The sequence below is a fragment of the Microbispora siamensis genome (genome assembly GCF_016863095.1).
GTDB classification, from domain to species: Bacteria; Actinomycetota; Actinomycetes; order Streptosporangiales; family Streptosporangiaceae; genus Microbispora; species Microbispora siamensis.
In genome coordinates this window covers 111881-123477 of record NZ_BOOF01000005.1, presented here as the reverse complement: position 1 = coordinate 123477, position 11597 = coordinate 111881, and the positions used below count along the sequence as shown (strand labels likewise).

Annotated in this window: 13 protein-coding genes; 6 read left to right on the top strand and 7 right to left on the bottom strand. The window is 72.0% G+C overall.

Annotation, left to right across the window (positions count from 1 at the left end; all coding sequences use genetic code 11):
- Window positions 1–2: 2 nt before the first annotated feature.
- A complete protein-coding gene (locus Msi02_RS07120) occupies window positions 3–1181 on the bottom strand; it encodes an ROK family transcriptional regulator (protein ID WP_204047818.1) in 1179 nt (392 codons plus the stop codon).
- Between the two features lie 276 nt (window positions 1182–1457).
- Here Msi02_RS07120 and hemG point away from each other — a divergent pair, with 276 nt between their 5' ends.
- Window positions 1458–2888: a protoporphyrinogen oxidase gene (hemG, locus tag Msi02_RS07115; protein ID WP_204047614.1), complete on the top strand. Its 1431-nt coding sequence runs from the start codon at window positions 1458–1460 to the stop codon at window positions 2886–2888.
- 86 nt (window positions 2889–2974) lie between these two features.
- The gene (hemQ, locus tag Msi02_RS07110) at window positions 2975–3676 is read left to right on the top strand and encodes a hydrogen peroxide-dependent heme synthase (protein WP_204047613.1); all 702 of its coding nucleotides are present in this window, start codon (window positions 2975–2977) and stop codon (window positions 3674–3676) included.
- Here hemQ and Msi02_RS07105 read toward each other — a convergent pair.
- The 3 genes from Msi02_RS07105 to Msi02_RS07095 all read right to left on the bottom strand — a co-directional run bounded on the left by Msi02_RS07105 (window position 3648) and on the right by Msi02_RS07095 (window position 6054).
- Window positions 3648–4265 (bottom strand): hypothetical protein, encoded by a 618-nt coding sequence (locus Msi02_RS07105; protein WP_204047612.1) that lies wholly within the window; start codon window positions 4263–4265, stop codon window positions 3648–3650. The genes hemQ and Msi02_RS07105 overlap by 29 nt on opposite strands.
- A gap of 128 nt (window positions 4266–4393) precedes the next feature.
- The gene (locus Msi02_RS07100; RefSeq protein ID WP_204047611.1) at window positions 4394–5047 is read right to left on the bottom strand and encodes a response regulator; all 654 of its coding nucleotides are present in this window, start codon (window positions 5045–5047) and stop codon (window positions 4394–4396) included.
- The gene (locus Msi02_RS07095; RefSeq protein ID WP_204047610.1) at window positions 5032–6054 is read right to left on the bottom strand and encodes a sensor histidine kinase; all 1023 of its coding nucleotides are present in this window, start codon (window positions 6052–6054) and stop codon (window positions 5032–5034) included. Before Msi02_RS07095 ends, Msi02_RS07100 begins: the two co-directional genes overlap by 16 nt.
- A 280-nt stretch (window positions 6055–6334) precedes the next feature.
- Here Msi02_RS07095 and Msi02_RS07090 point away from each other — a divergent pair, with 280 nt between their 5' ends.
- A complete protein-coding gene (locus tag Msi02_RS07090) occupies window positions 6335–6862 on the top strand; it encodes a hypothetical protein (protein ID WP_204047609.1) in 528 nt (175 codons plus the stop codon).
- A gap of 3 nt (window positions 6863–6865) precedes the next feature.
- Here Msi02_RS07090 and msrB read toward each other — a convergent pair whose 3' ends face one another.
- Window positions 6866–7267 carry a peptide-methionine (R)-S-oxide reductase MsrB gene (gene msrB, locus Msi02_RS07085; protein ID WP_204047608.1) on the bottom strand — a complete coding sequence of 134 codons (402 nt, stop codon included), beginning with the start codon at window positions 7265–7267 and terminating at the stop codon, window positions 6866–6868.
- A gap of 412 nt (window positions 7268–7679) precedes the next feature.
- Here msrB and ligD point away from each other — a divergent pair, with 412 nt between their 5' ends.
- From ligD to Msi02_RS07070, 3 genes are all read left to right on the top strand, one after another.
- Window positions 7680–8675: a non-homologous end-joining DNA ligase gene (gene ligD / locus Msi02_RS07080; protein ID WP_204047607.1), complete on the top strand. Its 996-nt coding sequence runs from the start codon at window positions 7680–7682 to the stop codon at window positions 8673–8675.
- A gap of 248 nt (window positions 8676–8923) precedes the next feature.
- On the top strand, window positions 8924–9091 hold the full coding sequence (locus Msi02_RS07075; RefSeq protein WP_179155052.1) for a hypothetical protein: 168 nt from the start codon (window positions 8924–8926) through the stop codon (window positions 9089–9091).
- Window positions 9092–9163: 72 nt separating this feature from the next.
- On the top strand, window positions 9164–9451 hold the full coding sequence (locus Msi02_RS07070; protein ID WP_204047606.1) for a hypothetical protein: 288 nt from the start codon (window positions 9164–9166) through the stop codon (window positions 9449–9451).
- Window positions 9452–9610: 159 nt separating this feature from the next.
- Here the strand turns inward: Msi02_RS07070 and Msi02_RS07065 are convergent, their stop codons facing one another.
- Complete coding sequence (locus tag Msi02_RS07065; protein ID WP_204047605.1) at window positions 9611–10447, bottom strand: class II glutamine amidotransferase; 837 nt, start codon at window positions 10445–10447, stop codon at window positions 9611–9613.
- 132 nt (window positions 10448–10579) lie between these two features.
- Window positions 10580–11476 (bottom strand): tyrosinase family protein, encoded by an 897-nt coding sequence (locus tag Msi02_RS07060; RefSeq protein WP_204047604.1) that lies wholly within the window; start codon window positions 11474–11476, stop codon window positions 10580–10582.
- Window positions 11477–11597: the final 121 nt, after the last annotated feature.

The window sequence follows — 11597 nt, the reverse complement described above, 5'->3', positions numbered from 1 at the left end:
GCTCACTCGACCGAGAAGACGTGGTCGCTGATCAGGCGGGTCGCCCCGATGATCCCGGCCGTGTCGCCGAGCTCGGACAAGACGATGGGCAGGTTGCCGGTCGCCAGCGGCAGCGAGCGCTGGTAGACGACGCTGCGGATCTCCGCGAGCAGCGCGTGGCCCAGACCGGCCACCCCGCCTCCGATGATCACCAGGCCGGGGTTGAAGAAGCTCACCAGCGAGGCCAGCACGATGCCCACGTGCCGTCCGCCCTCGCGGATCATCCGTACGGCGGCGGCGTCACCCGAGGCCGCCGCCGCGGCGACGTCCTCCGCGGTCAGCGTGCCCTCATGGGCGAGCCGGTCCGCGAGGAAGGGGGAGTCGCCCGACTCCGCCGCGGCCCGGGCGTCACGCGCCAGCGCCGCGCCGCCGAAGTACGCCTCGAGGCAGCCGGTGTTGCCGCACGTGCACAGCGGGCCGTCGTCGGACACCCGGATGTGGCCGATGTCGCCGGCGCTGCCGGTCACCCCGCGGTAGATCTCGCCGTCGACCACGATGCCGCAGCCGACGCCGGTGCCGATCTTCACGAGCAGGAAGTCGCCGACGGCCCTGGCGAGGCCCGCGTGCAGCTCGCCGAGTGCCATGATGTTCACGTCGTTGTCCACGAGCACCGGGCAGCCGAACTCGCGGCTCAGTGTCTCCCGCACCGGGAAGCGGTCCCAGCCCGGCATGATCGGGGGCGAGACCGGGGTCCTGTCGAGGAAGCTCACCGGGCCGGGGACGCCGATCCCGACGCCGTGGATCTCGGTCGTCTCGCCGGTCCGCAGCTTGCCGACGAGCTCGAGGGCCTGCTCCAGCACCGCCTCGGGGCCGTCCCGCACGTCCGCGGGCTTCGACAGGTGGCCGAGCACCTCCAGCTCGCCGTTGGTGACCCCCACGTCGATGGACGTGGCGCCGATGTCGATGCCGACGAAACGCAGGTGTGAGGCGATCCGTACGATGCCCGACCGCCGGCCGCCCCGCGAGGCCGCGAGCCCGCCCGATTCGAGGAGGTTCAGCTTGGTGAGCCGGTCGAGCTCGAGCGCGAGCTTCGACGGTGACAGACGGGCCACCTCGCCGAGTTCGGCACGCGAGCGCGCGCCGTCCTGACGCAGGAGGCGCAGGATCCGCGCCTGGTGCGGGTTCTCGGGGCGAGCCGTCATTCGCTTCACGCCGCTCTTCTGGTCGGGGAATCGGGTGCGTGCCAGAAGTGACTGTACTTCTGCTCTGACTACAACAACTTTATTACAGCGAACCCTTACTTTTTGCCCTACAGGTGAAAAGTTTCTGAGAATCTTGCGTTCCTGACGGCTTTGTTGAGCAGTGTTCCGATGCGTGACGATCCGTGCTCCCTCGGTGGCGGCGAGGTTCCCCGCTTCGCGGCGGACACGCCCCGCGCCGGTGCGGGACCCGGGCGTACGGGCCGGTAGCTTTTCCCCATGGACGGGATTGCGGGTCGTCATGTGGTCGTCGTCGGCGGGGGCATCGCGGGTCTGGCCGCGGCGCTGTACCTGAACCGGGCCGACGCCGGCCTGCGGATCACAGTGCTGGAGGCGGCGTCGAGAGTCGGCGGCAAGCTGTACGCCTCGCAGGTGGCGGGAGTGGAGGTCGACGCGGGCGCCGAGTCGATGCTTGCGCGGCGGCCGGAGGGCAAGGAACTGGCCCGGCTGGCCGGCCTCGGAGACGACCTGGTGGACCCCGGCACGACCCGGGCCGCCGTCCTGTCGCGCGGGTCGCTGCGCCCGCTGCCCCGGCAGCAGGTCATGGGCGTCCCCTCGGACGTGGTCGCCCTCGCGCGCTCGGGCATCCTGTCGCCGGGCGGCCTCGCCCGGGTGCCGCTCGACCAGTTCCTGCCGCCTACGCTCGTGACCGGCGACGTCTCCGTCGCGGCGTACATCCGGGCCCGGATGGGGAGCGAGGTCGTCGATCGGCTGGTCGAGCCGCTGCTCGGCGGCGTGTACGCGGGCCGGGCCGACATGCTGTCGCTGGACGCCACCATGCCGCGGATCGCCGCCGTCGCCCGCACCGAGCGGTCGCTGCTGCAGGCGGCCAGGAGCATCACCGCGGAGGCCCCCGCGGACGCCGGGCCGGTCTTCACCACGCTCAGGACCGGCCTGGGCGCGCTGCCCGAGGCGGTGGCGAAGGAATCCGGCGCGCAGATCCGCACCGGCGTCACCGTGCGCGACCTGATCCGCACGTCGGACGGCTGGCGGCTGGTCACCGGTCCCACCAGGGACGAGGAGACGATCGACGCCGACGCCGTCGTCCTGGCGGTCCCCGCGCGGCCCGCCTCCCGCCTGCTCGGGCGCGAGGTGCCCAGGGCGGCGGCCGAACTGGCCGGGATCGAGTACGCCAGCATGGCGATCGTCACCCTCGCCTACCCCAGGACGGCCTTCCCCGAGCCGCCGGAGGGCAGCGGCTACCTCGTGCCGCCGGTCGAGGGCAGGCCGGTCAAGGCCGCGACGTTCAGCAGCGTCAAGTGGCCCCACCTGGCCGAGGCCGACCGCAACGTCGTGATCGTGCGGTGCTCGCTCGGCCGCCTGGGCGAGGAACTCGTGCTCCAGCGCGACGACGCCGAGCTGACCGCCCTGGCCATGAACGAGATGGCCGAGATCATGGGCGTGCGGGGCCTGCCGCTCGACACCCGGGTGACCCGCTGGGGCGGTTCGCTCCCGCAGTACGACGTGGGCCACCTCGACCGGATCGCCCGCGTGCGCGCCGCGATCGCCGGGCAGCCCGGCCTCGCCGTCTGCGGCGCCGCGTACGAGGGAGTCGGCATCCCGGCCTGCGTCGCGACCGCCCGCACCGCCGCCAAGCTCGTCATCGAGCACCTGCGGGACGCCCACGGCGCGCCGGCCTCCGAAGCCTGACCGGCCGCGTGGGCGCCGGCCGCCGGTGCGCCTGATCGGCGGCACCCGGCGGCCGGACCACCGCCTCCTACCGGCAGAATGGAGGCATGACGGAGCCTGCCCCGCGGCCCAAGGCACGCGATCTCAACCTGGTCATCCGATACACCATGTGGTCGGTCTTCCGGCTGCGCGACCAGCTTCCCGCCGCCCGCGAGGGCGTGGCCGACGAGGTCGAGGAACTGCTCGCGCAGGTGGCCGGCAAGGACGTGACGACCCGAGGCTGCTACGACGTCGCCGGGTTCCGCGCCGACGCCGACTTCATGTTCTGGTGGCACGCCCCCTCGCCCGAGGACCTGCAGGAGACCTACACCCGCTTTCGCCGCACCGCCCTCGGGCGCGCGAGCGAGCCGGTCTGGTCGGCCATGGCCCTGCACCGCCCGGCCGAGTTCAACAAGTCCCACATCCCGGCCTTTCTCGCCGAGGAGGAGCCCAGGGGCTTCGTCTGCGTCTACCCCTTCGTACGGTCCCTGGAGTGGTACCTGCTGGAGGACTCCGAGCGGCGCAGGATGCTCGCCGAGCACGGCAAGATGGCCCGCGACTACCCCGACGTGCGGTCGAACACGGTCGCCTGCTTCGCGCTCAACGACTACGAGTGGATGCTGGCCTTCGAAGCCGACGAGCTGCACCGCATCGTCGACCTGATGCGCCACCTGCGCGGAGCCGAGGCGCGGCGGCACACCAGGATCGAGATCCCCTTCTACACCGGCACCCGCAAGCCGGTCAGCGAGCTCGTCGCCGCGCTGCCCTGACGACCGACCACCCCAGGACCGCCCAGGTCAGGGCCTCGACCAGGGGGCCCGCCGCGCCGAGCGCCATCGTCAGCGGCAGCGTCGCGGGGAGGGCGACGGCGACGGGGCGGGGAACCACAGCGGAGCGGAAGGCCGCGATCGCCAGCGGGACCAGGCCGGCCAGCCACAGCACGATCCCCGGCGCGTACAGCGCGCCGAGCGGGTCCGGCGGGTTCGTGGCGAGGACGAAGGTGGCGGTCACCGGGATCGCGACGACCGCGTGGCCGAGGCCGTACAGCAGGGCCCCGGCGTCGCCGATCCGTCCCCAGCCCGGGGCGTGACCGTGGACCCGGCGCAGGGTCAGGACGGCCGCGACCGCCGCCGTCAGATAGAGGGCGTACGCGCCCTCGCAGACGTAGTCGCCCACGGAGGCGAACGGCACCGTCTGCGTGTGCAGGATCTGCGCCACGCCGAGCGTCAGCGCCGCCGCCGCGGCGACGGGCCGGGCGCCCGTGCCCGTGGCCCGATCGTCAGGGGTACGGCCGGCGACGGAACGATCGTCCGGCGCGGTGGGGGTGGTGGAAGCGCGGGGCGACGCGGTGGCGTCCATGACTGTTCTCCTCGGGAGGGCGCTGTCGTTGCCCGTCCAGATTCGGGCCGCGACGATCCCGGCAGGAGGAGCCGATGTTCCCGCGGGCCCGGGAACGCCTCCCAGACCCTCGGGACGCCCGGACGGGCTCAGCCCGCGGCGAGTCCCGCCGCGCGGGCGGCGGCGACCGCCTCCGCCCGGTCGCGTACGCCGAGCTTGACGAGGACGCCGGAGACGGCGTTGGCCACGGTCTTCGGGCTGACGCCCAGGCGGGCCGCGATCGCCTGGTTGCCGAGGCCCGACGCGACGAGTTCGAGGATCTCGTACTCCCGGTCGGTGAGCGCGGGGAACGGCCGCGGGGAGACGCGGGGCGGCGCGTGCAGCAGCTTGATCACGGCCTCGGCCGCGCCGGTCCCGAAGACGGCCTGCCCCCGGGCCGCCGCGCGCACCGCGGCGACCACGTCGTCCTGGGCCGCGTTCTTCAGCAGGTAGCCCCTGGCCCCCGCGCGGACGGCCGCCAGCAGCGACAGGTCGTCGTCCGACATCGTGAGCATGACCACGCTCGGCGGCCGGGGTCCCGCCGACAGCCGGCGGGTCGCCTCGACGCCGTCCATGTTCGGCATCGAGATGTCCATCAGCACGACGTCGGGGGAGTGCTCGCGGACGGCCGCGAGCGCCCGCAGGCCGTCCTCGGCCACCGCGACGACCTCGATGCCCTCCACGGTCGACATCAGCGCCCCGAGACCGTCGCGCACCACCGGGTGATCGTCGACGACGAGCAGCCTGATCACAGGGGAATCCATGCGGTCACCACCGTTCCGCCGCCGAAAGCGGCGTCGATCGTCAGCTTTCCGTCCAGTTCCTCCACCCGCTCCCGCATCGAGGTCAGCCCAACTCCCGGGACGGCCTCCGGCCCGAGCCCCCGCCCGTCGTCGCTCACGCTCAGCTCGAACCCGCCCGCGACCCGGCCCAGCCGTACGGCGCAGCGGCGGGGGCCGCCGTGGCACACCGCGTTCGTCAGCGCCTCGCGGGCCACCAGGTAGGCCGTGACCTCCACGGCGGCCGGCAGGCCGCTCACGTCCGCGGCCGTGATCTCGATCTCGACCCCGCCGTCGCCCAACGTCGCGGCGGTGTGCTCGACGGCCCCGGCCAGGCCGAGCTGGGCCAGCTCGGGCGGCCGCAGTCCCCGCACCAGGCGGCGTACGCCCGCCCCCGCCTCGGCCACCTGGGCCGTGATCTGGGTCAGCAGGCTGCGCGCCCGTTCCGGGTCGGCCTTCAGCGCGTTGCCCGCGGCGTCCACCGTGAAGCCGATGCCCGCGAGGAAGGCGCCCAGCCCGTCGTGCAGGTCCCTGCTGATCCGCCGCCGCTCCTCCTCCCTCGCCGTGACCAGCAGCGTCCGCGAGCGCTGCAGCGCTGCGGCGCGGTGGGCGGCGGCGAGCGCGGCCCCGGCGTGCGACGCGAGCGGGGTGAGCACCCGAGCGTCGCCTCCCGACGACCCGAGGGCGCCGAGGACCTCGTCCTGGAAGCGCAGCGGCACCGACACGGCGAGCGGGGCGGGTGTTCCCCGCTCGACGACCCTCAGCGGCTCGCCGGGCGCGCCCAGCTCGGCCCGTACGTAGGGGGCCCGGGTCGCCTCGGCCACGGCGTCGGCGACGGCGGCGGCGGCGAGGATCTCCCCGGGCTCCGAGGTCGCGGCCAGGCGGGCGCCCAGCCGGGCGTGGACGGCCTCGGGGTCGGCTCCGCCGCCGTACAGGATGCGACCGGAGGCCCGGCGCAGCCAGCGGTGCAGCGGCTCGACCACGACCGCCACGCCCCGTACAGGTCGTGGCGGAGCATCGCCACGCCGACGCAGGCCGGCAGGGCCAGGATGAACGGCACGCCGGCACCGGGCAGCAGGCGAGGGACAGGAGCCGTTCAGAAGGGACATTGTGGCGGATCTTGCGCGAAGCGTCGGAAACGGTCTTGGCGCCTCGAAGTCTTTGCCATACTGTGACGAAGGATCGACGTTGATGTGAGGCAGAGTGGCAAGCGGGCTGGCACGTTCCAGGGGGCGCCGCCGTAAGAGGCGGGCCCGTTCGCACGTCGTCGAGGTGTCCATCGGGGTGGCCGCCTTCGCCGTCGGAGCCGTCGCGATCGCCTGGCCGCTGTCGCGTTCCGACGCGGCCCCCGGCCACGTGGTCGCCGCGCCCGCGCCGCAGGCCTCCCCGGCCGGCGAGCTGACCGTCGCCAGCGTCGACACCGACAAGAAGGCGACCAAGAAGCGGGACAAGAAGTCGGCCGAGAAGAAGGCGTCGGGACCGTCGAAGTACACCGACATCACGGCGGAGGCCTACTTCCGCAGCAGGTGGAACGACAAGACCGCCAAGCGGGTCAAGGACATCCGCACCACCGGCCGCTACCTGCGCATCTACACGAACCTCCCCGAGAACGCCGACAACTCCAAGGCCGCGATCACGCTGTGCAAGCGCGGCCTGGAGTACCTGGCCGAGCGGGGGGAGGCCAACCCCGTGGTGTTCGTCCAGTCCAGGTTCGGCGAGAACGGCAACCCCGTCCTCGCCAACGTCCTCGGCCCGGACGACGACGACTGCCGGGTCACCTACCCCAAGCCGAAGAAGTAGGCGTCACCCGGCCGGCCGCAGGGTCAGGCAGACGGAGTTGATGCAGTACCGGTCGTCGGTCGGCGTGGGGTAGCCCTCGCCGTGGAACACGTGCCCGAGGTGCGAGTCGCAGCGCGCGCAGCGGACCTCCACCCGGCGCATGCCGAGTGAGTCGTCCTCGTGCAGCGTCACGGCGTCGGACTCGGACGGCTCGTAGAACGACGGCCAGCCGCAGTGCGACTCGAACTTGGTTTCCGACCGGAACAGCTCCGCCCCGCAGGCGCGGCAGGAGTAGACCCCGACGGTCTTGGTGTCCACGTACTCGCCGCTGAACGGGCGCTCGGTCCCCGCCTGCCGGAGGACCCGGTACTCCTCGGGGGAAAGCTGCTCGCGCCACTCGGCGTCGCTCTTGATGACCTTCTCCATGGCTCACCACCCTGCCTTCGGCGGCCCCTCGCGGGGATTACGAAGTGAGGAACTCCACGGACGCCCGGGATCTTCCCTGCACGTGTTCGCGGGTCGAGGCATCCTTTCCCGGGTCCGCCTGCGTCTTCACAGACGAGGGGGTTGATCGCCGTCACCCGCGCGGGGGCGGTCACCCGCACCGCCGTCAGGGCGGCGAAGCACCCGACCCGTGCTGGACGCCGCCGGACGGTGAGAGGAGGCCGCCCGCGGGCGGCCGTGTGGTCCGTCCCGTCGCGTGCGGCGCCGTCCGAACGCGAGCGCGCCGTACGCGACCACGAGCCTGCGCCGGAAGAGCGCGGCCGTGGGAGCGCCCGGTCCGGCCGCCGTCGGCAGCCCGGGACGGACCCCCTCCTCCCTGGGTAGGGTCACGTGCATGGCTTCGCCGTACATCGAGATAGAGGTGGGTGGCCGCACGGTCAAGGTCACCAATCCAGACAAGGTCTACTTCCTGGAGATCGGCGCCACCAAGCGCGATCTGGTGGAGTACTACGTGAGCGTGGGGGACGGCGTGCTGCGCGCCCTGCGGGAGCGGCCGACCTACCTCAAGCGGCACCCCGACGGCGTCGGCACCGAGGCGATCTACCAGAAGCGGATGCCCCGGCATCCCGACTGGATCGAGACCGTCACCGTGCGCTTCCCCAGCGGGCGCACCGCCGACGCGTTCTGCCCGACCGAGGTGGCCGCCATCGCGTGGTGCGCCAACCTCGGCACGATCGACTTCCACCCGTGGCACGCCCGCCGCGCCGACCTGGACCATCCCGACGAGCTGCGCATCGACATCGACCCGCAGCCCGGCACCTCCTTCGAACAGGCCCGTACGGTGGCCTTCACGGCCAAGGAGATCCTCGGCGAGCTGGGCATGACGGGCTTCCCCAAGACCTCGGGCAGCCGCGGCATCCACGTGAACGTGCGCATCGAGCCCCGCTGGACCTTCACCGAGGTGCGCTACGCCGCGATCGCCTTCGCTCGCGAGGTCGAGCGGCGCTCGGACCTCGCGACGAGCGCCTGGTGGAAGGAGGAGCGGGGGGAGAAGGTCTTCATCGACTACAACCAGAACGCCCGCGACCGCACGGTGGTGGCCGCCTACTCGGTCCGGGCGCGGCCCGACGCCCGGGTCTCCGCCCCCGTGACGTGGGAGGAGCTGGCCGACTGCGACCCGCGCGACTTCGACATCAGGACGATGCCGGAGCGGTTCGCCAAGCTGGGCGACGTGCAGCGGGCGATCGACGACCGGGCCCACGACATCGGCACGCTGCTGGAGTGGTACGACGCCGACGACCGGGGCGACATGCCGTACCCGCCGAACTACCCGAAGATGCCCGGAGAGCCGAGGCGCGTGCAGCCGAGCAAGGCGAGGCCGTCCAGCTGATCGTGACCCGGCGGGTGACGTTTTTGTCCGCCTGTCTCTGCTCTTGATCGGCTCTTGCATTCCCGCCCGGTGTCCCTGGAGACGGGTGCGGGGATGGTCCTGGCGAGCGCTCGCCGACGGGGGAGCGGGCGCTCGTCCCCGGGCAAGACCGCATACGGACGAACCTGGAACACCCGAAAGCCTCGCCCTCGCACCGCTGCCGAGGGCGGGGCCGTTTTGCACAAGACCGAGCGGGGGGAGACACCCGGATGTGCCTGAGCTGCGGCTGCGGCGAGCCTGACGACGACCACGGGAATCCCGACCACATCACCTGGACGGATCTGCGGAAGGCCTCCAGGGCCGCGGACATCAGCCCGGAGCAGGCCGCCGACAACATCAGGTCCGGGATGGAAGCCCTCGGCACGCCACCTTCCTGACGCCGGGCCGTTTTCCCCCGACCGGAACAGGTGGAAGCCGCCGCCAGACCGATATGTATGGAGAGTGACCAAGTGACAACACCGGTCAAGAGGATCACGATGTCCAAGCCGTTCTGCGCCCTCGCGGGCGTCGGCCCGTACGCCCTGGCCAAGGCCAACGAGGTGTACGAGGACATGGCCGTCCGCGGCCGCAGGATCGTGAGCAGGATGAGCCGTGAGGCCGCCCAGGAGTTCGAGGAGACCGCGCACGAGCTGGAGGACATCTCCAGGACCGCTCGCCAGCAGGAGAAGCAGGAGCGGGAGAGGGAGACCGTCGGCCAGACGACCGGCCGGGCCCGCGCCACGACGTCCCGGGCCTGACGCGCGTCGCGTTCGTCTCGCCACGAGCGAGGCACGCGCCTCCGGTCACGCCGCCGGGCACCCCGGAAACCGATCGGAACGCGGAGCGGCCCCGCCTGTCTCGATTGCGGGAGAAGCGGGGCCGCTATGGCGCGGCCGCTCTCCTCTCCGTCGCCTGTCTCATTCAGGCGCCGCCGGGCTGAAGGCATGCATCTCGAAGACGCCGGGTTCGACGACCGTGTACGTTGACTCCGGAACCTCCAGCCACAGGCCGGGCAGGTCGCGCAGGGGTTCCGACACGACGATCCCGGCGTCGTCGGAGAGCTCCACGGACTCGAAGACCTCCGGATGCAGATGCCGGAGAGTCTGGGTGTTCCCGCTGTGGAACAGCGACCGCGAACGACGGTCGCTGGAGTAGCGGAAGGACCGCAGCCGCTCGCCGTTCGACGTGGCCAGCGACATCTGGAGCGGGTGCTCCACGTCGTGTCTCCGCCCTGTCCGCTCCACGAGGCCGGCCATCCGCTCCACCGCCCCCGGCGGGTCCTCCGGCAGCCCCAACGTGAGCGCCAGGTAGAACATGACCTCGGAGTCCGTGGACCCCTCGATCGCCGGGAACAGATCCGGGGCGATGGCCATGACGAGGTCCCGTTTGACGCGGCCGAACTCCGAGATCGCGCCGTTGTGCATCCACAGCCATGGGCCGTACCTGAACGGATGGCAGTTCGTCTGTTGTATCGCCGTTCCGGAAGACGCGCGCACGTGCGCCATGAACAGCGGCGACCGGACATGGCGGGCGAGTTCGCGGAGGTTGCGGTCGCCCCACGCGGGCTTGGTGTCCTTGAACACCGCGGGCGGCAGGCCGCCGTCGCCGTAGTAGCCGACGCCGAACCCGTCGCCGTTCACCGTCTCCTTGCCGTACCTGGCGTGGAGACTCTGGTCGATCAGCGAGTGCTCCGGCTCGTAGAGCAGTTTCTCCAGAGCGATCGGAGAGCCGCAGTAGGCCAGCCAGCGGCACATGTGTCCTGACCCCCGTCACACAAGCTCGTCCGGCGTCCCGTACGGGTGGGCCGCGACGGCCTCGATGGATGCCGTTCCCCCGCGGGCAGGTCCGTACGCGTGGCGAGGCGCATTCCGGGGATGTACCCGGCGTCAGCGCGACCGCGGCCACATGTCGTCGTAGCGGTAGCCCAGCTTCTCGATGTCGAGGACGGCCGTGACCGTGTCGCCGTACCGGGGCAGGCGGCTCTCCTCTGTGACGTTCCCGTACGCCGACCGCACCGGGGCCTTCGGATGGCGGGAGCGCCACATGTGCCACAGCAGGTCGCCGAAGCAGGCGACGACCCAGTACAGGGGGTCGTTCGGGGCGACGGGCTGGGCCAGGTCGCCCCCGATGCCCATCAGCACCGCGCCGATATGGATCTCCAGTTGCATGTTGAACACCTGGAAATCCGGATTTTTCAGCATGTTCGCAATGAGATCGGGCGAGGCCCATGGGGGAATCTTCCCGCCGTCGGCGTAGGAACGGCGGAGCGGATGAACCCGCGGGACTTTGGCGGTCCACCCGGCGAACGCGCCGTCGAGCACGGCCTGATCGCGCTTTGCACTGCCGTTTCCGCCGAAATACGCCGTGGACAGCACCGCCGAGCGCTCCGGCGCCCGGCCGTCGAGGGGCCAGTCCCAGTACGGCACGCATACGGCCGGATCGACACGCCGGAGCGCCCGCTCGAATTCCAGAAGGTATCTGCGCTGCCAGGGCAGGAAGAAGCCGTTGGCGTGGGTGACGGTGAAGTCGTCCGCGTAGGCCTTGACCAGCGCGTCGTAGGTCCCCCGCGCCTTAAGCGCGCGCACCGCCCCGACGAACGCCTCCCACTGCTCGGTACTCATGTCGCCGACCCGTCGGCGGGTGCTCATGCCGTCGGCCCGCCCGCTGGTGGTCGTGTCCCCGGCCCGCCGGCGGGCCGGCGGCGGGGCCGGGTCCGCGTGCGCCGCCGTCCCGCGCACCCCCAATGCGATCGCCGCCGTGCCCCACACCGCCGATGCCAGCATCTCCCGCCTGCTCGGCCCACGCATTTCCGCCCCCCGAATATCACCGGATTCCGTGGCCTGTTCCGATCGGCGGAAAGATTAGAACGACGAGGCCGCCGGACCGCCGCATTTGGCGCCGTGT